This window comes from Streptomyces sp. NBC_00250, from assembly GCF_036192275.1.
Classification (GTDB): domain Bacteria; phylum Actinomycetota; class Actinomycetes; order Streptomycetales; family Streptomycetaceae; genus Streptomyces.
The window spans coordinates 6,465,573-6,489,064 of record NZ_CP108088.1; the positions used below are offsets into that span (position 1 = coordinate 6,465,573).

Sequence of the window (23,492 nt, forward strand, 5' to 3'; positions counted from 1 at the left end):
GGGCCCGGCGTACGGGCCCGGTGCGCGAGCCCGATGTGCGGGAAACGTACCGGGCGGCGGGGGGAGTTCCGGAGTCGGGGACCCACTCACGGAGAATGGGCCCGTGCACTATTCCGTCCTCGGCCCGACCCTCGCCCGCACGCCCGACGGCTCCGACGTGGCCGTCGGCGGTCCGCGGGTCCGCGCCCTGCTCACCGTCCTCGCCCTGCGGGCCGGCCGGACCGTGCCCGTACCGGAGCTCGTCGACGAGGTGTGGCACGGCGACGAGCCGCCCGCCGACGCGGTCGCCGCGCTCCAGGCCCTCGTCGGACGGCTCCGCAAGGCCGTCGGCCGGGACCGGATCGTCTCCGCCGAGGGCGGCTACCGGCTCGACGCCCGGCCCGAGGACGTGGACGCCCGCCGCTTCGAGCGGCTCGCCGTCGAGGGCGTCGCCGCGCTCGGCACCGGGGACCCGGCCCGTGCCGCCGCCCTCCTCGACGAGGCCCTCGGGCTCTGGCGCGGGCCCGCCCTCGCCGACCTGCCGGACCGGGACACGGAGGCCCCCCGCTGGGAGGCCCGCCGTCTCGACGTCCGCCGGGCCAGGCTCGACGCGGCCCTCGGGCTCGGCGAGGCACCCACGGCCCTCCCCGAACTGACCGCCCTCTGCGCCGCGCACCCCCTCGACGAGACCCTCCAGGCACTGCGGATCCGCGCCCTGCGGGACACCGGGCGCGCCGCCGAGGCCCTCGCCGCGTACGAGGCGGTCCGGCGTGCGCTCGCCAACCGCCTCGGTACGGACCCGTCGCCCGCCCTGCGCACCCTCCACGCGGAGCTGCTCGCGGGCCCGAAGACGCCCGAGCGCACTCCCGCCCCGAAGCACGCGCAGGAGGAGGCTCCGGCGACGGGGAAGACGACCCCCGTCCGCGGCAACCTGCGCGCGCGGCTCACCAGCTTCGTCGGGCGCGGCGAGGAGATCGCCGCCCTCCGGGACGACCTGCGCACGGCCCGGCTCGTCACCCTGCTCGGACCCGGGGGCGCCGGGAAGACCCGGCTCTCCCAGGAGGCGGCCGAGCGCGGGGCCGCCGACGGGGCATGGCCGGACGGCGTCTGGGTCGCCGAACTTGCGGCCGTCACCGACCCGGAGGCGGTGGTCGAGGCCGTCCTCGCGGCCGTCGGCGCCCGGGAGACGGTGCTGCGTGGCGCCGGAGCCGAGGAGCTGCGGGCCGGGGACGACCCGCTCGCCCGGCTCGTCGAGCACTGCGCGGGGCGGCGGATGCTGCTGCTCCTCGACAACTGCGAGCACCTCGTGGCGGCCGCCGCCGCACTCGCCGAGGCCCTCCTCGCCCGCTGCCCGGACCTGCGGGTCCTGGCGACGAGTCGGGAGCCGTTGGGGGTGCCGGGGGAGGTGGTGCGGCCGTTGGGGCCGTTGCCGATGGGGATGGCGTTGCGGTTGTTGGGTGAGCGGGGTGGGGCGGCGCGTCCTGGGTTCGTGGTGGCGGAGGACGTGGGGGCGGCGGAGGAGGTGTGTCGTCGTCTGGACGGGTTGCCGTTGGCGATCGAGCTGGCGGCGGCGCGGTTGCGGTTGTTGTCGGTGCGGCAGATCGCGGAGCGTCTCGACGACCGGTTCCGGTTGTTGACGTCGGGGGCGCGGACGGTGTTGCCGCGTCAGCAGACTCTGCGGGCGGTGGTGGACTGGTCGTGGGATCTGCTGGAGGGGCCGGAGCGGGTGGTGCTGCGGCGGTTGGCGGTGTTCACGGGTGGGGCGGATCTGTCGGCGGCGGAGGCGGTGTGCGCGGACGGTGGTGGTCCGGAGGTGCTGGATCTCCTTGGTGCTCTGGTCGACAAGTCGCTGGTGGTGGCGGGGCCGGGGCGGGACGGTGAGGGGATGCGGTTCCGGCTGCTGGAGACGGTGGCGGAGTATGCGGGGGAGCGTCTGGAGGAGTCCGGGGAGCGGGCCGCGACCGAGCGGCGGCATCTCACGTACTACCGGGAACTCGCCCGTACCACCGACCCGGAGTTGCGCGGCGCGGGGCAGGTCGCCGCCATGGCGCGTCTCGGAGCCGATTACGGCAACCTCCGTACCGCCCTGCGCCGGGCTGTCGCCGCCCGCGACGAGGACGAGACGCTCGTCCTGGTCCACTCCCTGCTCTGGTACTGGCAGATGCGCGACCTGAGAACCGACGCCCTGCACTGGGCGCGGGCCGCCGCCGCCCTCGGACCCGACCCGTTCGCGGCGCCCGCCGCCCCCGTCGTACCGCTGCACGAGACGTGCACGGCCACGCCGCCACCGCTCTCCGAGGAGCAGCGCTGGGAGGCCCGGCGCGGGGTGCGGCTCGTCGAACTCCTCAACATGGACCACGAGACAGGACGGTGGACCAGCCCGGAGGGGGTGCGCCGGCTTCGTGAGATGACCGCCGTCTACACCCCCGGCCTGCCCCAGACCTGCCGACTGCCCGGCTCCTTCGCCGTCTTCGCGGTCCTCCTCATCGGCGAGGCGGGCCGGTTGCGCGAACTGCTCGACACGACCGTCGAAGCCTGCCGCCGCCACGGCTACGACTGGGAACTCGGCAACGCCCTCCAGCTGCGCGCCAACATGCTCGCCAACCGGGCCGACTGGGCCGACCAGGCCGGCGCGGACGCCGACGAGAGTCTGGAGATCTTCGAACGCCTCGGTGACGCCTGGGGTGCGGCAGAGGCGCTGTCCTCCCGCGCGGAGGCCCGTGAGCGCCGGCTCGAGTTCGGCGGCGCGGCCGAGGACTATGCCGCCGCCATCGGCTGCGCGGAACGGATCGGCGCCCAGTCGCAGATGGCCCTGCTGCGGGCCCGCTACGCGAGCGTGCTCGTCGAGACCGGGCGGATCGACGAGGGCGAGGCGATCCTCCGCGAGATCGTCGACGGCGGAACCACCCTGGGGCATGAACCGCTGCTGGGCGCCCGGCTGTTCCTCGGCCTGGCACTGGGCCGCAGCGGGCGCACCGCCGAGGCCCGGGAGCATCTGCAGGCGCTGCGACAGGAGTTCGGTTCCGAGACCCTCTCGATCTTCGAGGGCTTCACCCTCGGCAGCCTGGGCTGGCTGGACAACGTGGACAAGCGGTACGCCTCCGCGCTCGCCTTCACCAGGGAGGCGTACGAACGCTCCCTGGGCTCCCTCTCGATGATGGTCGCCCCGCAGATGCCCTCGGTCCATCTGACCGGGGCCGCCTGGGCGCTCGCCGGTCTCGGCGGGCCGGGGGCGCGGACCGGTGCGGTGCTGCTCGGCGCCCGGGAGGGCCTGGCCCCGCCGGGGCACCTGCTGTCGCCGCTCGAAGCGGAGAACCTGACGCGGGCGACGGAGCTGACCCGGTCCGTGCTCGGCGAGGACGCGTTCGAGGCGGCGCATGCCGAAGGCGGCGGCCTCTCCCTGGAGGAGGCCGCCGCCCTGCTCGGTCGCGCCGCCGACGCGATCAGTGAGCGCGCCGAGTCCTGAACCCCCGTGGGGATCCCCGCGGGGACCCCTGTGGCGGACTCAGGTCTTCTTGCGGAACTTGGCCACCGCCAGAGGGGCCGTGACGACCGTGATCGCCAGCGCCCAGCCGAGGGTCATCCACACGGAGTGGGCGACCGGGCCGCCGTTGATCAGGTTCCGGGCGGCGTCGGCGAGGTTCGACAGCGGGTTGTAGTCGGTGAAGGCCTTCAGCCAGTCGGGCATCGACGTCGGCGGGGCGAAGATCGAGGAACCGAACTGCAGCGGCATCAGGACCAGCATGGCCATGCCCTGGACGGCCTGGGCGGTCTTCATGGTGAGACCGAGCAGGATGAAGATCCACATCAGCGACGCTCCGAAGACCATCGACAGGCCGATGGCGGCGAGCAGGTGGAAGAACGAGGTGTGGATCTCCAGGCCGAGCAGGAAGCCCATGCCGAGCAGGATCGTGGTGGCGATCAGCATCCGGCCGACCTCGACGACGATCTTCGCGATCAGGACGGAGGACCGGGCGATCGGCATCGTCCGGAACCGGTCCATGACCCCCTTCTTGAAGTCGTCGTTGATGCCGACGCCGACGGCCATCGAGATGTTCATGCCCATCATCGCCATCAGGCCCGGGGTCACGTAGTTCACGTAGACCTCGTTGTTGCCCTTGCCCGAGATGGCGCCGCCGAAGACGTACACGAAGAGCAGGATGAAGATGATCGGCATCAGTACGGCGTCGAACATCGACTCCGGGTCCTGCTTGATCTGGAGCGCGTTGCGACGGGCCAGAGCGCCGATGTGGCGCAGGTTGGCCCGCAGGCCGATCCGGCCCTCGGCCGAGGGCGCGCGCCGCGCCGCAGCCGGACTCGGGGTGCCGACGGGGGACTTGGTGACCGTGGTCGTGCTCACGCCGCGACCTCCTCGTTGATCTCGTCGGAAACGGCGGTCTTCTCGCCCGTGATCGCCAGGAACACCTCGTCCAGGCTGGGCAGATGGGTGCCGATGTGGGCGATGCCGAAGCCGCGTGCGCCGAGCAGGGCCACGACGGCGGTCAGCTGCTGGTCGGTGAGGATCGGCACGTACAGCGCGCCGTCGTCGGGGACGACGGTCGAGCCGGCGACACCGTCGAGACCGGTCTCGCGGAGCGCGGCGGCCATCGCCGGCAGCTGGTCCGGGTCCACCGGGCGGACCTTCAGGGTCCGGCCGCCGACCTTGGCCTTGAGCTCGTCGACCCCGCCCTTGGCGATGACCTTGCCCTTGTCGATGACGGTCAGCTCGCTCGCGAGCTGCTCCGCCTCCTCCATGTACTGGGTGGTGAGGAGGACGGTGACGCCCTCGGAGACCATTCGCTGGACCTCGTCCCACACCTCGTTGCGGGTGCGGGGGTCGAGGCCGGTGGTCGGCTCGTCCAGGTAGAGGACGGCCGGCCGGCCGATCATCGAGGCGGCCAGGTCGAGTCGGCGCCGCATGCCGCCGGAGTAGGTCATGGCGGGCCGCTTGGCGGCGTCGGTGAGGGAGAAGCGCTCCAGCATCTCGTCGGACCGGCGGCGGGCGTCGGCGCGGGAGAGGTCGAGCAGCCGCCCGATCATGTACAGGTTCTCCCAGCCGGACAGCTTCTCGTCGACCGAGGCGTACTGACCGGTGAGCCCTATGGTGCGGCGCAGCTGGCGGGGGTGCTTCACCACGTCGTACCCGGCGACGGTGGCGGTCCCGGCGTCCGGGACGAGGAGGGTGGAGAGGCAGCGGACGAGGGTGGTCTTCCCGGCGCCGTTCGGGCCGAGCACGCCGAGGACGGTGCCCTCCCGTACGTCCAGGTCGACCCCGTCGAGGGCCTTGGTGTCGCCGAAGTGCTTCACGAGGCCCCGGACCTCGACGGCGTTGGTGTGTGATCGCGTCATGGCCCTCACTAGACCAGGCGCCACCGACAAGCCTCCTACAGACGACCGACAGCCCGCCGATGGGGGATGTCGGCGGGCTGTCGGGTGGTGCCGCAGTGGTCTGCGCGTACCTGTGGCGCCTAGTGGAAGGTGTGCTCCTCGGCGGGGAACGCCCCGCCGCTGACGTCCTCGGCGAAGGCGCGCGCGGCGTCGCCGAGCGTCTCGCGGAGGTTGGCGTACTGCTTGGTGAAGCGCGGGACCTTGCCGCCGGTCAGACCGGCCATGTCGGTCCAGACGAGCACCTGGGCGTCGGTGCCGGCGCCCGCGCCGATCCCGATGGTCGGGATGTGCAGCGAGCGGGTGACCTCGGCGGCCAGCTCGGCCGGTACGAGCTCCAGGACGACCGCGAAGGCGCCCGCGTCCTGCGCCGCCTTCGCGTCGCGCAGCAGCTTGTGCGCGGCCTCGTCGGAGCGGCCCTGCACCCGGTAGCCCATGGTGTTCACGGACTGCGGGGTGAGGCCCAGGTGGGACATGACGGGGATGCCGGCCTGGACGAGCAGTTCGGTCTGCGGCAGCGAGCGCTCGCCGCCCTCCAGCTTGATCGCGCCGACGCCCGCGTCCTTGACCAGCCGGGTGGCGTTGCGCAGGGCCTGGACGGGCCCTTCCTGGTACGAACCGAAGGGAAGGTCGCCGACGACGAGGGCGCGCTTGGTGCCCCGGACGACGGCGGCGGAGAGCAGGGTCATCTCGTCCATCGTGACGGGCACGGTGGTGTCGTAACCGAGGTGACAGTTGCCCATCGAGTCGCCGACGAGGATCACCGGGATGCCGGCCTCGTCGAAGACGGAGGCGGTCATCGCGTCGTAGGCGGTGAGCATGGGCCACTTCTCGCCGCGGGTCTTGGCGGCGGCGATGTCGTGGACGGTGATGCGGCGCGTGCCCTTGCCGCCGTACAGCGCCTTGCTGCTGTCGGCGGGCGGTTTCTGGGCAGCCTGAAGCGTCATGGTGCACGGCTCCTTGTGTCATCTCGAGGCGCCCTGACGGCGTCCCCGGACCACATCCATGGTGGCACTTCGCCGGGCGGGCGGGGAAGTGGGCCGGAGTGGCGCTCTTCACACCGGCGCGGCGGTGGGGCGTTCGCGCGGCTGCGACGGGGCCGCGGCGGGGGTGCGACGGGGCCGCGACGGGGCCGCGGCGGGGGTGCGACAGGGCCGCGACGGGGGTGCAACGTAAAGCCTCGGTCAGGAATTTCGATACGAGACGGTCTCGTATCGAAATTGCTCTAGGGTGATGGCCATGCCACAGCCGTCCTCCGCACCTGCCAAGCCCGCCGGACCCCGTGTCCCCGAGGCCGTCCACCGGCGCCGCTGGGCCGTCCTCGGCGTCCTGATGCTCAGCCTGCTGATCGTCGTCCTCGACAACTCGATCCTGAACGTCGCCGTCAGGACGATCGCCGCCCCCGCGCCCACCGGCATCGGCGCCACCCAGAGCGAGCTGGAGTGGGCGATCAACTCCTACACGCTCGTCTTCGCCGGCCTCCTCTTCACCTCGGGCCTGCTCGGCGACCGCCTCGGCCGCAAGAAGGTGCTGCTCTTCGGCATCACCGTCTTCGGCATCGGCTCCGCCCTGGCCGCGTTCTCCGGCTCCCCGGGCGAGCTGATCGCCTTCCGGGCCGTCATGGGCTTCGGCGCCGCGTTCGTCATGCCCGCGACCCTCGCCGTCCTCATGAACGTCTTCGAGCGCGACGAGCAGCCCAAGGCCATCGGCATCTGGGCCGGCAGCGTCGGCCTCGCCATCGCGATCGGCCCGATCACCGGCGGCGTCCTGCTCGAACACTTCTGGTGGGGATCGATCTTCCTCATCAACGTGCCGGTCGTGCTCCTCGCGCTCGCGCTGATGATGTGGCTCGTCCCCGACTCCCGGGACCCGAAGCCCGGCCGGATCGACATCCCCGGCGTACTGCTCTCCGTCGTCGGCCTCGTCCTCCTCGTCTACGGGATCATCCGCGGCGGCGAACTGGCGAGCTTCACCGACGTCACCGTCCTCGCCCCGGCCCTCGGCGGCCTCGCGGTCCTCGTCCTCTTCGTCCTCCACGAGCGGCGCAGCGACCACCCCGCGATCGACATGACGTACTTCAAGAGGCCCGCGTTCTCGGCGGCCGTCGCCGCGATCGCACTCGTCTTCTTCGCACTCATGGGCGTGACCTTCTTCTCCGCCTTCTACCTGCAGAGCGTGCGCGGCTACAGCGCCCTGCAGTCCGGGCTGCTCATCCTGCCGCTGGCCGTCGCGCAGATGGTGTTCGCACCCCGCGCGCGGCTCGTCGTCGAACGCTTCGGCGCCAAGGCCGTCTGCACCGGCGGCATGCTGCTCGTCGCCCTCGGCCTCACGGCCTTCGCCTTCTTCGACGCCTCGACCCCGATCTGGGCCATGGAGGTCGTCTTCTTCGTCCAGGGCACGGGAATGGCACACATCATGCCCCCGGTCACGGTCGCGATCATGCAGGCGCTGCCCCGTGAGAAGGCGGGCTCCGGCTCGGCGATCAACAACACCTTCCGGCAGGTCGGCGGCGCGCTCGGTGTGGCCGTCCTCGGCTCGGTGCTCTCCTCCGTGTACCGCGGGGAGATCGAGGGCCACCTCGGCGGGGTCCCGGCGGCCCTGCGCGCCACGGCGGGCGAGTCCGTCGAGGCGACCCTCGCGGTCGCGGAGAAGCTCGGCCCGGCGGGCCGGGGCCTGGTGGCCCCCGCGTACGACGCCTTCCTGAGCGCCATGCACGTCACCGCGCTCGCCTCGGCGGTGATCGCCGTGGTCGGCGCGGCGGTGGTCGCGGCCTTCCTCCCGGGCCGTACGCCGACGGGCGCGGCGGGGCCGGGCGGCACGGAACCGGGCGCGGGGAAGCCGGGCGGCGCGGAACCGGCCGCGGCGGAACCCGGTGCCGCGGAACCGGGCGCGGCGGCGAACGGAACCGGACCCGGCGGTGACGCCCGGCGGGGCTCGGTGCCGGGGCAGGCGTCCGAGGCGGGAGAATCGGCCCGACTGTAGGACCCGAACGAGAGGTGGAGCGCACGTGTCGCGGCAGGACGGCGGGACCCCCGGAACCCCGGAAACCCACGACGACGGGCCGGGGCCGGTGGGCTGCGGAGGACGGGCGCCGGCGCCCGCCCCCGGGGCGACCGGTGCGGCTCCCGCGGCCCGGCGCGGCCGCCCCCGGAGCGAGGGCGTCGAGCGGGCCGTCTTCGACGCGGTCGTCGTGCTCCTCGACGAGGGCGTTCCGCTCGCCGAACTGTCCATCGAGCGGATCGCCCGTACCGCCGGGGTCGGCAAGGCCACCATCTACCGTCGCTGGGCCGGCAAGGAGGAACTCTTCGTCGAGCTGCTCCGCTCGGTGGAACCCCCGGACCCGGTGCTGTCCGGCACCTCGGTCCGGGACGACCTCGTCGTCCTCCTGGAGTCGCTGCGCGAGCGCGGACTCGCCAAGCGGACCTCCAACCTGCTCCACAACGTGTTCGCGCAGATGCAGCTCTATCCCAAGCTGTGGGACGCCTACCACCTCTCCGTCATCGAACCCCGCCGCCGCATGAGCCTGGACACCGTGCGACGCGGAATGGAACGGGGCGAGATCCGCACCGACCTCGACGTCGAGTTCGTCACCGACCTCCTCACCGGCCCGCTCCTCCTGCGGACCGTGCTGCGCCCCGGCGCCTCCCTGGAGCCCGGCCTCGCCGAGCAGGTCGTGGACACCGTCATGGAGGGTCTCCGGCCGCGCGACTGACCGGGGCGGTGCCGGGCGGACCGGGACCGGCCAAATGTGCGCGTTCTGTCACAGCCCGCCCGAGCGCGCCACCTGCAGGAACCCGCCACGCCGCAGCTGTCGTCCATCGGGACGTACGACGGACCCGTCATCCCCTAGTGTCGACGTCGGGTCACGGAGCAAGGCAGCAAGGCAGCACGGCAGCAAGGCAGTGAGGACGGGCGATGGCGCGGGTGGACATGACGGAGACCGAGCAGGGCGGCGCGGGGAACGAGCCCCCGACCTCCTCCCGCTTCCGGACCGCCCTCGGCGGACTCCGCCACGACGGGGGGATCTGGCGGCGGGGCATCCTGCTCGCACTGTGCGCGGTGGCCCTCACCCTGCTGATGGTCTTCCACTCCGACATCCCCAACCGGATCGGCAACCTCGGCAGCCTGACGGAGACCTTCCTGCCCTGGCTCGGCCTCTTCGTCCCCGTCCTCCTCGTCCTCGCCCTGCTGCGCCGCTCCGCCACCGCGCTGATCGCCCTGTTGCTGCCGGCCGTGGTGTGGCTGAACCTCTTCGGCGGGCTCGTCGCCGACAAGTCGGCGGCCGGCGGTGACCTGACCTTCGCCACCCACAACGTGAACGCCGACAACCCGGACCCCGCGGGCACGGCCGAGCAGCTCGCCGCGTCCGGTGCCGACGTCCTGGCCCTGGAGGAACTGAAGGGCGACATGGTCCCGGCGTACGAGAAGGGCCTGGCGAAGGCCTACCCGTACCACTCCGTCCAGGGCACGGTCGGACTCTGGAGCAAGCTGCCCCTGCGCGCCCCGCAGCCCGTCGACATCCGGATGGGCTGGACCCGCGCGATGCGCGCCGACGTCGTGACCCCCCAGGGCGAGGTCGCCGTGTACGTCGCCCACCTGCCGTCCGTCCGGGTCAAGCTGAACGCCGGCTTCACCGCCAACCAGCGCGACGCCAGCGCGAACGCCCTCGGCGAGGCCATCTCCGACGACCGCCACGAGCGGATCGTCCTCCTCGGCGACCTCAACGGCACCATGAACGACCGCGCGCTCAACGGCATCACCTCGCAGCTCCGCTCCACCCAGGGCGCGGCGGGCGACGGCTTCGGCTTCAGCTGGCCCGCCTCGTTCCCGATGGCCCGCATCGACCAGATCCTGGTCAAGGGCGTGGAGCCGATGTCGTCCTGGGCCCTCCCGGAGACGAAGAGCGACCACCTCCCGGTCGCGGCCCGCGTGAAGCTCTGAGGCCCGGGCCCGGCCTCGTAACGATCGAAGGTCGAAACCTCCCCTTCATCCCCCTGAAGCCGTTGAGAGGAAAACATCTGAGAGCCTTTGTTCCGTCGAAGAACTATCTTCCGGAAAGGCCCTCCCCATGCCCCTGGCGCTGCTCGCGCTCGCCGTCTCCGCCTTCGGCATCGGCACCACCGAATTCGTGATGATGGGCCTGCTCCCGCAGGTCGCCGACGACCTCGGCACCTCCGTCCCCACCGCCGGGTACCTCGTCTCGGCGTACGCGATCGGCGTCGTCGTCGGCGCCCCGCTGCTCACCGCCCTCGGCTCCCGCGTCCCGCGCAAGCGGATGCTGCTCCTGCTCATGGCCCTCTTCACGGTCGGCAACCTGGCCTCCGCGCTCGCCCCCGGCTTCGGCTGGCTGATCGCCGGCCGGGTGCTCGCCGGGCTCCCGCACGGCGCGTTCTTCGGGCTCGGCGCGGTCGTCGCCGCCCGGCTCGTGCGCGAGGGCCGCCAGGCGCGGGCGGTGGCCACCATGTTCCTCGGCCTGACCGTCGCCAACATCCTCGGCGTACCCGCCGCGACCCTGCTCGGACAGCACCTCGGCTGGCGGGCCACCTTCCTCGTCGTCTCCGTCATCGGCCTGCTCGCCATGGCCGCGCTCGCCCGCCTCGTGCCGCACGTCCCCGTGGACGAGCGGCAGAGCCTGGGCCGCGAGGTGCGCGCCCTCGGCCGCCCGCAGGTGCTGCTCGGCCTGCTCACCGCCGTCTTCGGCTTCGCGGGCGTCTTCGCCGTCTACTCGTACCTGGCCTCGATGACCACCGAGGTGATGGGCTTCGGCGACTCCACGGTCACCGTCGTCCTCGCCCTCTTCGGCCTCGGCATGACCGGCGGTGCGCTCGCCGCGGGCCCGCTGACCGACCGGGCGCTCCGCCCGACCCTGTACGGCTCGCTCGCCGCCCTCGTCCTCGCCCTGGTCGCCTTCCGCTTCACGATCCACGTGCCCTGGCTGGCTCTGGTCACGGTCGTGGTGCTCGGCGCCGTCGGCTTCATGACCACCACCCCGCTCCAGATGCTGGTCATGAACAAGGCCAAGGACGCCCCCACGCTCGCCTCCGCCTCCAACCACTCCGCCTTCAACCTCGCCAACGCCGGCGGCGCCTGGGCGGGCGGCGCGGCCGTCGCCGCCGGCTGGGGCTGGACCTCACCGGCCCTGGTCGGCGCGGGGCTCACGGTGGTGGGCCTGGCGATCGCGGCGGTGGCGGGCCTGCTCGACCGCGACCGGAGCGGGAGTACGGGGGAGGGGGCCTCCCGCGTGGTCGCGAAGAGCCCCCTCACGGCGGTCGAAACCCCGGTCAGCCGGCCGGTGTCTCGCGCCAGCGGTTCGTGATCGGCAGGCGCCGGTCCTTGCCGAAGCCCTTCGCCGAGATCTTGGTGCCCGGCGGGTACTGGCGCCGCTTGTACTCCGCCGTGTCCACCATCCGCAGCGTCTTCGTGACCAGCTCCTCGTCGAAGCCCGCGGCCACGATCTCGTCCCGGCCCCGGTCCTGGTCCACGTACAGGGCCAGGATCGCGTCCAGGGTGTCGTAGTCCGGCAGCGAGTCCGTGTCGACCTGGCCGGGGCGCAGCTCGGCGCTGGGCGGCTTGCTGATCGAGCTCTCCGGGATCGGCGGGGTCTGGCCGCGCTCCTCCGCCGCCCGGTTGCGCCAGCGCGCCAGCCGGAACACGGTCGACTTGTAGACGTCCTTGATGGGCCCGAACGCGCCGACGGAGTCGCCGTACAGGGTCGAGTAGCCCACCGCGAGCTCGGACTTGTTGCCCGGCGCGAGGACGATGTGCCCCTCCTGGTTGGAGAGCGCCATCAGCGTCGTACCGCGCAGCCGCGACTGGAGGTTCTCCTCGGCGAGGCCGGTGAGGCCGAGCGCGCCCATGTACGCGTCGAACATCGGCTCGATCGACACCGTGCGGTAGTGGAGCCCGGTGCGGCGGGCCAGCTCGGCCGCGTCGCCGCGCGAGTGGTCGGAGGAGTACTTCGAGGGCATCGACACCCCGTACACGTTCTCCGCGCCGAGCGCGTCGCAGGCGATGGCCGCCACGAGCGCCGAGTCGATGCCGCCGGAGAGGCCGACGAGCACCGAGCGGAAACCGTTCTTCGCGACATAGGCGCGGACGCCGATGACCAGCGCCGAGTACACCTCCTCGTCGTCGTCGAGCCGGTGCGCGTAACCACCCGTCAGCTCCGGCTCGTACGCCGGCAGCGGCTCCTCCGAGACCACCACGCGGTCGATCGTCAGCCCGTCGTTCACCAGACCTTCCGGAGCCTCGGACTCGGCCGCCGGCAGCTCCAGGTCCAGGATCACGCTGCCCTCGACGAACTGCGGGGCACGCGCGATCACTTCGCCGTCCGCGCCCACCACGATCGAGTCGCCGTCGAAGACCAGCTCGTCCTGACCGCCCGTGCTCGCCAGATACGCGGTCACGCACCCGGCCTCCTGGGCCCGCTTGCGGACCAGGTCGAGGCGCGTGTCGTCCTTGTTCCGCTCGTACGGCGAGGCGTTCACCGACAGCAGCAGCCCCGCCCGCGCGCTGCGCGCCGCCGGGACCCTGCCGCCCTCCTGCCACAGGTCCTCGCAGATCGCCAGGGCCACGTCGACCCCGTGGACCCGGACGACCGGCAGGGTGTCGCCCTGGACGAAGTAGCGGTACTCGTCGAAGACGCCGTAGTTCGGGAGGTGGTGCTTGGCGAAGCGCAGCACCACCTCGCCGCGGTGCAGCACGGCGGCGGCGTTCTCCGGCGAACCGGCGGGCCGGCCGAGCTTCGGCTCCGCCCGCTCGGAGCGGTCCAGATAGCCGACGACGACCGGCAGCTCGCCGAAGCCCTCGTCCGCGAGGCGGCGGGCGAGACCGCGCAGGGCCACCCGCGACGCCTCGACGAACGAGGAGCGCAGCGCGAGGTCCTCGACGGGGTATCCGGTCAGCGCCATCTCGGGGAACGCGACGAGATGCGCACCCTGTCCGGCGGCGTGCCGGGTCCAGTGCACGATCGCCTCGGCGTTCCCGGCGATGTCTCCGACGGTCGAGTCGATCTGATTCAGGGCGAGGCGTAGTTGAGGCACCCGCCCAGTGTAATCGTCAAACCGACGCGATGTCCTGGAAAACTGGTCCGGAACCCGTCGCGCGCGGCCCGTCGCGCCTGCCCGCGCCCGCCCCTCCCGCTCGACGTGCGGCCCCGCCCCACCCGGTTGATCATGGCCCCCATGACGGCCACTCACGATCCGGCGGAACCGGTCCGGCTCCACCCCGACCACCGGCAACCCTCCGGCACGCCGTAGCGTCAGTCCCACTATGCCCGGAAACGTGACGCGAGCCTCCGCCGCCCTGCTGGCCCTCGGCGCGCTCACCTACACCGCCTGGGTCCTCGAAGTCCTCCTCCGGACCGGGCTCGACCCGGCCCGGACGTACGTCTCCGAACTGGCGGCGTCGGACCAGCCGTTCGGCACCTTCTTCCGGGCGACCGATCTGATGTCGGGCGTGCTGGTCCTGGCGGGGGCGGTGCTGGGGTGGGCCGGGACGAGAGGCTCGGGACCGAGGGGCTCCGGTCACGCGGGGACGCCGGGGCCCGGCCACCGGGCGACCCCGGTGGCCGGCCGGACGCGCCGGATCCGCGAGCCCTGGGCGCTCGTCGGCTGGGCCGCGCTCGCCCTCTTCGGGGCCGCCACCGTCGCCGACTCGCGCCTCCCGCTCAGCTGCGCCGCGACCGCCGACCCCGAATGCGCGGCCCGCGAGACCGCCGGGCTCGTGCCCGCCACCCATACGGCCCACGCCGTCAGTTCGGGTCTCGCCATGACCGGCGCCGTCGTCGCCCTGGTCGCCCTGACCATGGCCGCCCGCCGCCACGGCCGCCGGTGGCCCCTCGCCCGTACGGGACCGGTCCTCGTCGCCGTCGAACTCGCCGCCACCCTCTGGACCCTCGCCGCCGTCGCCGCCTTCGAGGCCGGGAAGGGCACCTGGGCGCTCGGCGCCGGCCAGCGGCTCCAGGTGCTCCTGGTGGCAGTGTGGCTCGCGGTGCTCGCGTACTCCCTGGCGACCTCCGCGTCCGCGTCCGCTTCCGCCTCCGCCTCCGGGGAGGAGCGATGACCGGGAAGCCGACGTTCGTACGGATCGACGGCGTCGCCCATCACGCCGTCGTCGAGGGCTCGGGACCCGTCTGCGTCCTGAGCGCGGGGCTCGGCATGAGCTGGTTCGACTGGGACCCGGTCGTCCCGCTCCTCGCCCCGCACCGTACGGTCGTCCGCTTCGACCGTCCCGGACACGGCCTCTCCCAGCCCGCCGCCGTCCCGCCCACCGCCGCAGGCGAGGCCCACCGGATCGCCGCCCTGCTCGACGCGCTCGGGCTCCAGGGCCCCGCCACCGTCGTGGGGCACTCGATCGCCGGGTTCCACGCGGAGGCCTTCGCCCGGCTCCACCCGGACCGGACCGCCGCGCTCGTGCTCGTGGACTCGTCGGTGGAGGAGCACCCTCGGGTGAGCACCTCTTCGGAGGCCGTCGCCCGCGTCCTCGGCGCCGTCCTCTCCGCCGCCGGCATCCCGGCCGCCCTCGGCCCCGCGGTCCGCCGCGCGGCCGTACGCCGCGACCCGGCGCCCACCGCCCTCGTACGCCGCGTCTACCGCACCTCACGCGTGCTGCGCGGCACGCTCCTGGAGAACGCCCGCTACGGGGCCGTCGCCGCCGAACTCCTCGCCCTGCGCGACACGCACCCGCTCCCGCCGCACCTCCCCGTCACCGTCCTCGCCGCCCCCGACGGCTCCGCCCGCTGGGAACGGCGCCAACGCGCGCTGGCCCGACGGCTCGGCGCCCTCTACGAGGCGGCCGTGCCGTCGGGCCATCTGGTCATGAAGGACCGCCCGGAATCGGTGGTGACCGCGATCCTGGGTCCGGGCCGGTCCGGCCCTCCAGGTCCGTCACGTCGCTCCGGTCGTTCAGACCGGTCCGGTCGTTCCGGTCGTTCCGGTCAGGAAGGCGCGTAGACGCTCTCGCAGAATCCCTTGAGCTGCTCGTCCGACAGGTGCTGGGCCAGATCGGCCTCGCTGATCATGCCCACGAGCCGCTTCTCCTCGATGACGGGCAGCCGCCGGATCTGATGGCCCTGCATCTCCTCCAGGACGGCGCCCACGTCGGCGTCCGACTCGACCCAGCGCGGGGTGCCCTTGGACATCTCACCGCACGTGATCTTCGAGGGGTCGTGGCCCATGGCCACACAGCCGACCACGATGTCGCGGTCGGTGATGATGCCGCAGAGCCGCTCGTTCTCGTCGGCGATGGGCAGCGCGCCCACGTTCAGGTTGCGCATCATCTGCGCGGCGCGGTCGAGTGTCTCGTGTGCCGGGATCCACTGGGCCCCGGGGTGCATGATGTCCTTCGCCGTGGTCATGGGGTGCGTACCTTTCGTCGAACGTGGTCACACGTACGTCCCCGAGCCCACCCATTGTCGGCTCACCGACCGACCGCCGCGACTTGTTGGCGCACGACGGCCCCCGCGACCGCGGCGGGTCACGGGGGCCGACAGGTCACCGACCGGAGTCGTCAGGCGCCACGCTTCTCGAGCATGTCCGCCATCAGCAGCATCTCGGACTTCTGGGCGTCGACCATGCCCTGCGCGAGATTGCGCTCGATGTCCACCGAGCACTTCTGGACACAGCCCTCGGCCATGTGGACCCCGCCCCTGTGGTGCTCGGTCATGAGCTTCAGGTACAGGACCTCGGCCTCGCGGCCGTCGGCCTTGCGCAACTCGTCCAGCTGGGCGTTGGTCGCCATGCCCGGCATGAGCGCCCCGTCGAGCGGGCCGCTGTCGCCGGAACCCATGCCCATCCAGGTCATCGGCTCGACGCCGGACTCGATCTTGGGCAGTCCCCACAGGTCGAGCCAGCCGAGCATCATGCCCCGCTGGTTGGCCTGGGTGTTGGCGATGTCGTACGCGAGACGGCGCACCTCCTCGTCCTGGGTGCGGTCCCGGACGATGAACGACATCTCGACAGCCTGCTGGTGGTGGACGGCCATGTCCCGGGCGAAACCGGCGTCCGCGGAGAGCGAGGACGGCGTACGCGGCGCCTCCTCGCGCTCGGCGGAGGCGACGGTGACGGCGCCCCCGGCGAACAGCAGCGCGAGCGCGACGGCGGTGATCGCCGCCCACTGCGTCCGGTTCGGACGCCGCGCCGGGGCCGGCAGCAGGTCCTCGTCGCCGGTCACTGGGCGAGTCCGCCGGTGCAGGCCGCACCCGGCTCGGGAGTCTGCGGGCCCTGGACGTACTTGGTGAAGAAGGCGTCGATGCGGGGGTCGCTCGCGTTGTCCACGGTGACCTGCTTGCCCCAGGCGGACAGCATGATGGCGCCGGTCTGGTCGTCCACGGGGCTCATCAGCGTGTACTTGGTCTTGCCGACCTTGTTCTCCAGCTTCTTCACGTCGTCGGCGGCGGCCTTCTTGTTGTACGTCACCCAGACGGCGCCGTGCTCCAGCGAGTGCACCGCGTTGACCTCGGCGATGGCCTTCTTGTAGACCACGCCGTCGCAGTTCATCCACACCGGGTTGTGGTCACCGCCCACCGGCGGCTTCATGTCGTACTTCACGGCCGTCTCGACGTGGTTGCGGCCGAGCTTCTTGGCGTCCCAGGACTTCTCGGCGGTGATGGGGGCCTTCGCGGCGGCTTCCTTCTTGTCCTGCTCGTCGGACTTCTTCATCAGCACGAAGGTGCCGAAGCCGACGAGGCCGAGGACGACGACGCCCGAGATGCCGATCGTGATGAGGCGGTTGCGGCGCTCACGGGCCTGCTCGGCGCGGCGCATCTCCTCTATTCGGGCGCGGCGGTCGGCGTTGGAGGAGGTCTTGGCGGCCATGGTGATGTCGTCCTTCTTCAGGGATGGGGTGGAGTTCGGGGGTGGACAAGCGGGGGCGGGACGCCCGCCGCCGCTATGTCCGAAGAACTTGAAGGACGTGCAGATCCGGCGCGCGCGGCCCGGCGCCGGAGCGGCGCGCGGGGCCGTCACCGGACGGCGGGTCGAGACGCGGAAGGCCGTCGGCCGCCTGCAGCGGCGGGTCGAGCGGGGGCGCGCCGAGCACCGCGGGGGAGAGGGAGGGGAAGAGGGAGCAGCCGCCGCGGTCGTACGGGCAGATGTACTCGACGACGACGGCGCCGGCCGTTCCCGTGGCGGTCGCCCGCGAGCCGGAGGGCGGACCGGCCTCGTGATGGCCGTCGGGCCCGGCCCCCAGACAGAAGAAGAGCGCGCCGAGGAGCGTCGCCACGGCACTCACCAGTGCCATGGGACGCGCGTGCTGGGACGGGCGTACGAGCCGTGTGGCCCCCATGGGCGCAGATCGTAGTGGGCGCGGGGCCTCTGTGGGCCGAACGGGGTACCACTCGGTACCGACGGGCGGGCAGCGGAGGGGCGAACGGCCACCCGGACGCCGCCCTTCCCGCGTTACCTGAGTCACACCGGAGCAGGCACTATGGGTGTGCAACGTGCGCGAAACCATGTGGTGGGATGCTCAGGTGCCCCCCGATGTTGCCCGAGGCGGTGGGAGCAGGCGGCCTGACCAGCGAGGATGGGTGTGGAAATGGACAAGCAGCAGGAATTTGTGCTCCGTACGCTTGAGGAGCGCGACATCCGCTTCGTACGTCTGTGGTTCACCGACGTGCTCGGCTTCCTCAAGTCGGTGGCCGTGGCGCCCGCCGAGCTTGAGCAGGCCTTCGACGAGGGCATCGGTTTCGACGGCTCCGCGATCGAGGGCTTCGCCCGCGTGTACGAGTCGGACATGATCGCCAAGCCGGACCCGGGAACCTTCCAGATCCTGCCGTGGCGCGCCGAGGCGCCGGGCACGGCCCGGATGTTCTGCGACATCCTCATGCCCGACGGTTCGCCGTCGTTCGCGGACCCGCGCTACGTCCTGAAGCGGGCGCTGGCCAAGACCTCGGACCTGGGCTTCACCTTCTACACCCACCCCGAGATCGAGTTCTTCCTCCTCAAGGACAAGCCGCTCGACGGCACCCGCCCCACCCCGGCGGACAACTCGGGCTACTTCGACCACACCCCGCAGAACGTGGGGATGGACTTCCGCCGCCAGGCGATCACGATGCTCGAATCGATGGGCATCTCGGTGGAGTTCAGCCACCACGAGGGCGCACCGGGCCAGCAGGAGATCGACCTCCGCTACGCCGACGCCCTCTCCACGGCGGACAACATCATGACCTTCCGTCTGGTGATGAAGCAGGTGGCGCTGGAGCAGGGCGTCCAGGCGACGTTCATGCCGAAGCCGTTCTCGGACTACCCGGGCTCGGGCATGCACACCCACCTGTCGCTCTTCGAGGGCGACCGGAACGCGTTCTACGAGTCGGGCGCCGAGTACCAGCTGTCGAAGGTCGGCCGCTCCTTCATCGCGGGCCTGCTGAAGCACGCGGGCGAGATCTCCGCGGTCACCAACCAGTGGGTCAACTCGTACAAGCGCATCTGGGGCGGCTCGTCCCGCACCGCCGGCTCGGGCGGCGAGGCCCCCTCGTACATCTGCTGGGGCCACAACAACCGCTCCGCCCTCATCCGCGTCCCCATGTACAAGCCGGGCAAGACGGGCTCCTCCCGCGTCGAGGTCCGCTCCATCGACTCGGGCGCCAACCCGTACCTGACGTACGCGGTCCTCCTCGCCGCCGGCCTCAAGGGCATCGAAGAGGGCTACGAACTCCCGGCCGGCGCCGACGACGACGTCTGGGCCCTCTCCGACGCGGAACGCCGCGCGATGGGCATCGAACCGCTCCCGCAGAACCTGGGAGAGGCGATCGCCCTGATGGAGAAGAGCGAACTGGTCGCGGAAACCCTGGGCGAGCACGTCTTCGACTTCTTCCTCCGCAACAAGAAGCAGGAGTGGGAGGAGTACCGCTCCGAGGTCACCGCCTTCGAACTGCGGAAGAACCTGCCGGTGCTGTAGCCGGAAGGCGGGACGGGGACAGCTCAGAGCTGACGATCAGGGCCGACGGTGGTGAACCGTCGGCCCTGCGTGTGAGCCCCCGGGCGGGCGTCGGGCAGCTGCCCGACGCCCGCCCGTTCACGTGCGGATAATCCGTTGCCCGGGGCGGTCGGTCCGTTCAGACTGCCCCGGTGAAGATCGAATCCGTTGCCACCGAGCGCCTCCTGCTCCAGCCGTTGACCGTTGCCGACGCCGAGCGCATCGTCGCCCGGGAGTCCGGGGCCGGGGAGCTGTGGGAAGAGGGATACCCCGGCGACGGGGACGTCCGCGCGGCCACCGGATTTCTGCGGGGGGTCGCCGAGCGGGGCGACCCGGAGGTGTTCCGGCCGTACGCGATACGGCTCGCGGAGAGCGGGGTCACCGTCGGGGGGATCGGGTTCCACGGGCCGCCCGACGAGATCGGGGTCGTCACCGTGGGGTACGGGCTCGTGCCTGCCGCGCGGGGCAATCGGTACGCCTCCGAGGCGCTTCGCGCGCTCATCGAGATCGCCCGGCGGGCCGGTGTCTCGGGCGTGAAGGGCGACGCCGACCTGGACAATCCGGCGTCCCATCGGGTGATGGAGGCCGCCGGGATGCCGTGCGTGGCGGAGGACGACCAGCTCCGGCATTTCTATCTGGGGTTCTAGGTGTGAGGGTCCGTCCGCGCTAGCGTCGGGTGCCATGCCGGAACCCCGTCCCCGTGTCTGGTACGCCGCCTACGGCTCCAACATGCATGCCGAACGCCTCGGTCGCTATCTCGCCGGAGGCCGGACGACCGGGGGCGCGCGGGAGTTGCCCGGGTGCCGGGACCCGCGGGGCCCCGACCGGTCCGTGGCCGTCGAGCTGGACGGCCAGGTGTACTTCGCGACCGAGTCGGCCGTGTGGACCGGGGGCCTGGCGTTCTACGACCCGGATGCGGACGGCACCGCGTGGGGTGTCGCGCACCTGCTGACCGCCGGACAGTTCTCCGACATCGCCGCACAGGAGATGTACCGGGAGCCCGGCGCCGACCTCGATCTCGCCGAGGTCCTCGCCACCGGCCGCTGCGTGCTCGGCCCGGGACGGTACGAGACCCTCGTCTGCCCGGGGCACATCGACGGCGTCCCCGTGCTCACCTTCACCGCGCCCTGGCCGATGCCGGCGGAAGACGGGCTCCGCCCGCCCTCCGCCGCCTATCTGCGGCACCTCGCGGCAGGGCTCCACGAGGCCGGGGCGTGGCGGCCCGCAGAGGTGGCCGACTATCTCGCTTCCCGGCCCGGCGCGGCGGGGCACTGGACGCCGGAGGACGTGGCCGCCGTCAGCGTTCCGAGAGCTCCGACGGTGCCTCCTGGACCATCCAGCCGTTGCCGTCCGGGTCCGCGAAGGTCATGAAGGCGTTCCACGTGCCGCCCTTGCCGGCCTCCCAGCCCTTCTCGCCGACGTGCTGGATCGCCGAGACCTCCACCCCGCGCCCGACGAACTCCGCCCGGGCCGCCTCGATGTCCGTCACGCAGAACTGGAGGCCCTGGAGGGTGCCGGGGGCCATCTCCTTCGTGCCCGGCATCGGCGGCATCCCGCTCAGCAGGGCGAGCGAACAGCGCGAGCCAGGCGGCGTCAGCTGGACCACGCGCGTGCCCGGCGCCACCTCGTCGTCCAGGTCGACGGTGAAGCCGCACTTCTCGGCGTAGAACTCCTTCGCCCGGTCCATGTCGGTGACAGGGACCGGCACGACTTCCAGTGTCCAGTTCATGGGTCAGGGTCTCCTCAGAAACGCCGGCGGGTCCGGCCGAAGGGCTCGCCCCTGGCGAAGCCGAACGCCGTGCGAGGCGCGACCGCGAACACCAGGGCCGTACCACCGTCGCCCCGGAACGCCCCGTCGCGCACCTCGAAACGCCAGTCCTCGCCTTACTTCTTCACCGTCGCCCGCGTCAGTCGCCCGCGTTCACAGGTGACGACCCGTCCGGCCCGAGGAACTCATCGGCCCGCGGGCGTCCAGTGCAGCCGTCCGTCCAGGCCGATCGCCGCCACCCCGTCCGTCCCCGCGTCCGGCGCCCCCGCGAACAGGAACCTCTCCAGCTTCCACGCCGGCCCTGCCGCCCCCGTCCTGCCGTGCGGTGCCGTCGCCAGGAAGCCCGTACGGGACCGGACCGCGAGGAGCCCGTCGCCGCCGCTCACCGGGCCGAAGCCGGCCACGCCGCCCGGCAGCTCCGTGACCGGGGAGACCGGGCTCATGCCCGAGAAGTCGGCGCTGCGCAGGTCGCCGGAGGCCGGCTTGCGGAACCAGAGCCGTACGCCGTCGCCGTTCGGCGCCGCGCTCGCGCTCAGGGCGAGCGTCGTCGTCGGCAGTCCGGTCAGGGCCGGACCCGTGAGCGGCCCGCCGGGGAGGTGCTGCGCCCAGACGAGGACGGTCTTCGTGGTGCTCGCGAAGACGTACCCCCGGCCCTGGCCGTCCGTCGCCGCGACCGGGTCGCCGACCACGTCCGCGCCGCCGAGCACCCGCCACGGCCCCCAGCCGCCGTTCGCGCCCTGGTCGCGGGCGGTCAGGCGGCGCAGGCTGTCCCGCAGGACCAGGGTCGCCCGGCCGTCGGCGCCCACGGTCACCGCGGGAGCGCTGATGTCCGAGGTGCCGGCCGTGTCGTTCATCTCGGGGGTTCCGAGGGAGCGCCACGGGCCGAAGGCCCCGCCGGGCGCCGTCTGCTCGGTGGTCACGACCTCGCGGCGGTAGCCGGCCGGGCCGCCCGCGAGCACCGTCCGGGTGCCGTAGACCGCGATCCGGCCGTCGGGCAGCGTCACCGAGGTGACCCCGGTGTCCATGCCACCGCCGGGCAGCAGCGTCGGGCCGCTCCACGCGCCGCCGCCGACGGGCTTCCGCCAGGCCGCGAGCCGGCCGTCGAGTACGGAGAAGGCGTGCAGCCCGCCGTCCCGGTCGCGCTGCACCCAGGAGGTGGAGGTTCCCCGGGCGTACCGCACGGTCGCGGTCCAGCCGCGGCCGGCGGGCCGCGCGGCCACCTTCAGGTCGCCGCAGCCCGCCGCGGTCCCGCAGTCGTTGACCCCGTCCAGCCAGGCGTAGGTCTTCAGGGTCTTCAGCTTCGCGCCCGCCGTCTCGGGGTCGAGCGTGTGCGGCAGGACGCTCGTGGGGTATCCGAGGTAGTTCTGCACGCCGACGCGCGGATGACCGGGCACCTCGGTGTACCGGGCGAGCGCGGCCTGGGTGAACCTCGCCCCGTACAGGTGGTCCTGGTGGTCGCGGATCTTCCCGGTCTTCGGGTCCGTGCCCGGGCTCGGGTCCTGCATCCGGACGAAGGTCGGCCGGAACCGGTCGAGCAGCCCCGCGATCGTCGCCACGACCTCGTCCTTGGTGTACCTGAAGTCGACGGCGACCGGGGTGCCGGCGGAGCGCTGCGACTCCAGCGTGGCTATCCGGCCGTGCCAGAGGCCGTTCAGGCTGTGCGGGCGGTACTGGTTGGTCGAACCCGCCTCGCGTATCTGCAGCCACACCAGCTTGACCTGCGGATGGGCGCGCAGCGTGTCCATCTCGGCCATGCCGCCGCCGGCCGTGGGTATCGCGACGCGGTCCCAGGGGCTGGTCCGGCTGCCGGTGGCCATCTCGGAGTACGCCGCGCGTATGCCGTTCTGCCGGGCCTCGGCGTAGCCCGCCTTGTCGGCCGTGGCGGCGGCGGCGTCGCGGGGGCGAGCGTTGACGCCGTCCGACTCACCGGCCGTCAGGTAGACCGCGGTCAGGGGGGTGGCGGAGCGGATGGTCTGGGAGATGTCCGGGTTCATGAAGAACAGGTCGTCGTCCGGGTGCGCCACGATCTGCATGACCGAGGTGGCGGGCTTCGCACCCCGGTCGGGCTTCGCCGCGCCCTGGGCGGACGTGGGCGCCCCGGTCCCGGGCGGCGTCTGCTCCATGGGCGTGAGGGTCTGCGTCTCCGGTGCCCCCGCCGGGGCCTTCGTCCCCCGCGTCGCCGCCGGAGCCTTCGCCTCCGGTGCCGCGTGGGCCGTCGACGGCGTGGACACCCCCGTCACCGAGAGGAGTCCGGCGAAGGTGCCGCCCACCAGGACGGCCGTGACCGCCGTGGAGGCGGTCCTGCGGCGGGACAGGGGGAGGCGACGGCGGAGGCGTACGGGCATGGTCGGCAGGCGCGCTTTCAACAGGGTCGTTCGACGGGTTCGGGCAGGCGGAGGGGGTCCGCCCCCAGCAAGACGGACTTTCAAGGAATACGGTTCATCGG

At 72.6% G+C, this 23,492-nt stretch carries 20 protein-coding genes; 10 read left to right on the forward strand and 10 right to left on the reverse strand.

The annotated features are described in order from the left end of the window. Positions 1-103 precede the first annotated feature (103 nt). On the forward strand, positions 104-3,445 hold the full coding sequence (locus OG259_RS29310) for a BTAD domain-containing putative transcriptional regulator (RefSeq protein ID WP_328944978.1): 3,342 nt from the start codon (positions 104-106) through the stop codon (positions 3,443-3,445). Positions 3,446-3,484: 39 nt separating this feature from the next. Here OG259_RS29310 and OG259_RS29315 read toward each other — a convergent pair whose 3' ends face one another. The 3 genes from OG259_RS29315 to panB form a co-directional block, all read right to left on the reverse strand. After that, a complete protein-coding gene (locus OG259_RS29315; RefSeq protein ID WP_328944979.1) occupies positions 3,485-4,339 on the reverse strand; it encodes an ABC transporter permease in 855 nt (284 codons plus the stop codon). Then, positions 4,336-5,328, reverse strand: coding sequence for an ATP-binding cassette domain-containing protein (locus OG259_RS29320; protein WP_328944980.1), 993 nt, complete (start codon positions 5,326-5,328; stop codon positions 4,336-4,338). The genes OG259_RS29315 and OG259_RS29320 overlap by 4 nt, the downstream gene beginning before the upstream one ends. A gap of 119 nt (positions 5,329-5,447) precedes the next feature. After that, the gene (gene panB, locus OG259_RS29325; RefSeq protein ID WP_030314175.1) at positions 5,448-6,311 is read right to left on the reverse strand and encodes a 3-methyl-2-oxobutanoate hydroxymethyltransferase; all 864 of its coding nucleotides are present in this window, start codon (positions 6,309-6,311) and stop codon (positions 5,448-5,450) included. Positions 6,312-6,603: 292 nt separating this feature from the next. Here panB and OG259_RS29330 point away from each other — a divergent pair, with 292 nt between their 5' ends. The 4 genes from OG259_RS29330 to OG259_RS29345 all read left to right on the forward strand — a co-directional run bounded on the left by OG259_RS29330 (position 6,604) and on the right by OG259_RS29345 (position 11,680). Then, complete coding sequence (locus OG259_RS29330; protein WP_328944981.1) at positions 6,604-8,346, forward strand: MFS transporter; 1,743 nt, start codon at positions 6,604-6,606, stop codon at positions 8,344-8,346. Between the two features lie 25 nt (positions 8,347-8,371). Beyond that, the gene (locus OG259_RS29335; RefSeq protein ID WP_328944982.1) at positions 8,372-9,076 is read left to right on the forward strand and encodes a TetR/AcrR family transcriptional regulator; all 705 of its coding nucleotides are present in this window, start codon (positions 8,372-8,374) and stop codon (positions 9,074-9,076) included. Positions 9,077-9,279: 203 nt separating this feature from the next. Further along, positions 9,280-10,305 carry an endonuclease/exonuclease/phosphatase family protein gene (locus OG259_RS29340; RefSeq protein ID WP_328944983.1) on the forward strand — a complete coding sequence of 342 codons (1,026 nt, stop codon included), beginning with the start codon at positions 9,280-9,282 and terminating at the stop codon, positions 10,303-10,305. A gap of 127 nt (positions 10,306-10,432) precedes the next feature. Continuing rightward, positions 10,433-11,680 carry an MFS transporter gene (locus OG259_RS29345; RefSeq protein WP_328944984.1) on the forward strand — a complete coding sequence of 416 codons (1,248 nt, stop codon included), beginning with the start codon at positions 10,433-10,435 and terminating at the stop codon, positions 11,678-11,680. Here the strand turns inward: OG259_RS29345 and OG259_RS29350 are convergent. Continuing rightward, the gene (locus OG259_RS29350) at positions 11,646-13,406 is read right to left on the reverse strand and encodes an NAD+ synthase (protein WP_328944985.1); all 1,761 of its coding nucleotides are present in this window, start codon (positions 13,404-13,406) and stop codon (positions 11,646-11,648) included. The two genes, OG259_RS29345 and OG259_RS29350, sit on opposite strands and share 35 nt — an antisense overlap. Positions 13,407-13,635: 229 nt before the next feature. Here OG259_RS29350 and OG259_RS29355 point away from each other — a divergent pair, with 229 nt between their 5' ends. Next, positions 13,636-14,427 carry a DUF998 domain-containing protein gene (locus OG259_RS29355; protein WP_328944986.1) on the forward strand — a complete coding sequence of 264 codons (792 nt, stop codon included), beginning with the start codon at positions 13,636-13,638 and terminating at the stop codon, positions 14,425-14,427. Continuing rightward, positions 14,424-15,317, forward strand: coding sequence for an alpha/beta fold hydrolase (locus OG259_RS29360; RefSeq protein WP_328944987.1), 894 nt, complete (start codon positions 14,424-14,426; stop codon positions 15,315-15,317). The genes OG259_RS29355 and OG259_RS29360 overlap by 4 nt, the downstream gene beginning before the upstream one ends. Here OG259_RS29360 and OG259_RS29365 read toward each other — a convergent pair. From OG259_RS29365 to OG259_RS29380, 4 genes are all read right to left on the reverse strand, one after another. Then, a complete protein-coding gene (locus OG259_RS29365) occupies positions 15,302-15,721 on the reverse strand; it encodes a CBS domain-containing protein (protein ID WP_328944988.1) in 420 nt (139 codons plus the stop codon). The genes OG259_RS29360 and OG259_RS29365 overlap by 16 nt on opposite strands. 152 nt (positions 15,722-15,873) lie before the next feature. After that, positions 15,874-16,515, reverse strand: coding sequence for a DUF305 domain-containing protein (locus OG259_RS29370; RefSeq protein ID WP_443052147.1), 642 nt, complete (start codon positions 16,513-16,515; stop codon positions 15,874-15,876). A gap of 17 nt (positions 16,516-16,532) precedes the next feature. Then, on the reverse strand, positions 16,533-17,180 hold the full coding sequence (locus tag OG259_RS29375; protein WP_328944990.1) for a DUF3105 domain-containing protein: 648 nt from the start codon (positions 17,178-17,180) through the stop codon (positions 16,533-16,535). A gap of 73 nt (positions 17,181-17,253) precedes the next feature. After that, complete coding sequence (locus OG259_RS29380) at positions 17,254-17,649, reverse strand: hypothetical protein (RefSeq protein WP_328944991.1); 396 nt, start codon at positions 17,647-17,649, stop codon at positions 17,254-17,256. 249 nt (positions 17,650-17,898) lie between these two features. Here OG259_RS29380 and OG259_RS29385 point away from each other — a divergent pair, with 249 nt between their 5' ends. The 3 genes from OG259_RS29385 (at position 17,899) to OG259_RS29395 (ending at position 20,649) form a co-directional block, all read left to right on the forward strand. After that, positions 17,899-19,260, forward strand: coding sequence for a glutamine synthetase family protein (locus tag OG259_RS29385; protein WP_015033133.1), 1,362 nt, complete (start codon positions 17,899-17,901; stop codon positions 19,258-19,260). 170 nt (positions 19,261-19,430) lie between these two features. Further along, on the forward strand, positions 19,431-19,925 hold the full coding sequence (locus OG259_RS29390) for a GNAT family N-acetyltransferase (protein ID WP_328944992.1): 495 nt from the start codon (positions 19,431-19,433) through the stop codon (positions 19,923-19,925). Positions 19,926-19,959: 34 nt separating this feature from the next. Then, positions 19,960-20,649, forward strand: a complete 690-nt coding sequence (locus tag OG259_RS29395) for a histone deacetylase (protein WP_328944993.1) — start codon at positions 19,960-19,962, stop codon at positions 20,647-20,649. On the opposite strand, the gene OG259_RS29400 is transcribed toward OG259_RS29395, so the two are convergent. Continuing rightward, positions 20,576-21,007, reverse strand: coding sequence for a VOC family protein (locus tag OG259_RS29400; protein WP_328944994.1), 432 nt, complete (start codon positions 21,005-21,007; stop codon positions 20,576-20,578). The genes OG259_RS29395 and OG259_RS29400 overlap by 74 nt on opposite strands. A gap of 224 nt (positions 21,008-21,231) precedes the next feature. Then, positions 21,232-23,391 (reverse strand): PIG-L family deacetylase, encoded by a 2,160-nt coding sequence (locus OG259_RS29410; protein WP_328944995.1) that lies wholly within the window; start codon positions 23,389-23,391, stop codon positions 21,232-21,234. Positions 23,392-23,492 lie beyond the last annotated feature (101 nt).

Coding starts and splice junctions, on each gene's coding strand:
- OG259_RS29320 (WP_328944980.1), bottom strand. CDS start 5,328: ATGACGCGATCACACACCAACGCCGTCGAGGTCCGGGGCCTCGTGAAG.
- panB (WP_030314175.1), bottom strand. CDS start 6,311: ATGACGCTTCAGGCTGCCCAGAAACCGCCCGCCGACAGCAGCAAGGCG.
- OG259_RS29330 (WP_328944981.1), top strand. CDS start 6,604: ATGCCACAGCCGTCCTCCGCACCTGCCAAGCCCGCCGGACCCCGTGTC.
- OG259_RS29340 (WP_328944983.1), top strand. CDS start 9,280: ATGGCGCGGGTGGACATGACGGAGACCGAGCAGGGCGGCGCGGGGAAC.
- OG259_RS29345 (WP_328944984.1), top strand. CDS start 10,433: ATGCCCCTGGCGCTGCTCGCGCTCGCCGTCTCCGCCTTCGGCATCGGC.
- OG259_RS29355 (WP_328944986.1), top strand. CDS start 13,636: ATGCCCGGAAACGTGACGCGAGCCTCCGCCGCCCTGCTGGCCCTCGGC.
- OG259_RS29360 (WP_328944987.1), top strand. CDS start 14,424: ATGACCGGGAAGCCGACGTTCGTACGGATCGACGGCGTCGCCCATCAC.
- OG259_RS29365 (WP_328944988.1), bottom strand. CDS start 15,721: ATGACCACGGCGAAGGACATCATGCACCCCGGGGCCCAGTGGATCCCG.
- OG259_RS29375 (WP_328944990.1), bottom strand. CDS start 17,180: ATGGCCGCCAAGACCTCCTCCAACGCCGACCGCCGCGCCCGAATAGAG.
- OG259_RS29380 (WP_328944991.1), bottom strand. CDS start 17,649: ATGGGGGCCACACGGCTCGTACGCCCGTCCCAGCACGCGCGTCCCATG.
- OG259_RS29385 (WP_015033133.1), top strand. CDS start 17,899: ATGGACAAGCAGCAGGAATTTGTGCTCCGTACGCTTGAGGAGCGCGAC.
- OG259_RS29395 (WP_328944993.1), top strand. CDS start 19,960: ATGCCGGAACCCCGTCCCCGTGTCTGGTACGCCGCCTACGGCTCCAAC.
- OG259_RS29400 (WP_328944994.1), bottom strand. CDS start 21,007: ATGAACTGGACACTGGAAGTCGTGCCGGTCCCTGTCACCGACATGGAC.
- OG259_RS29410 (WP_328944995.1), bottom strand. CDS start 23,391: ATGCCCGTACGCCTCCGCCGTCGCCTCCCCCTGTCCCGCCGCAGGACC.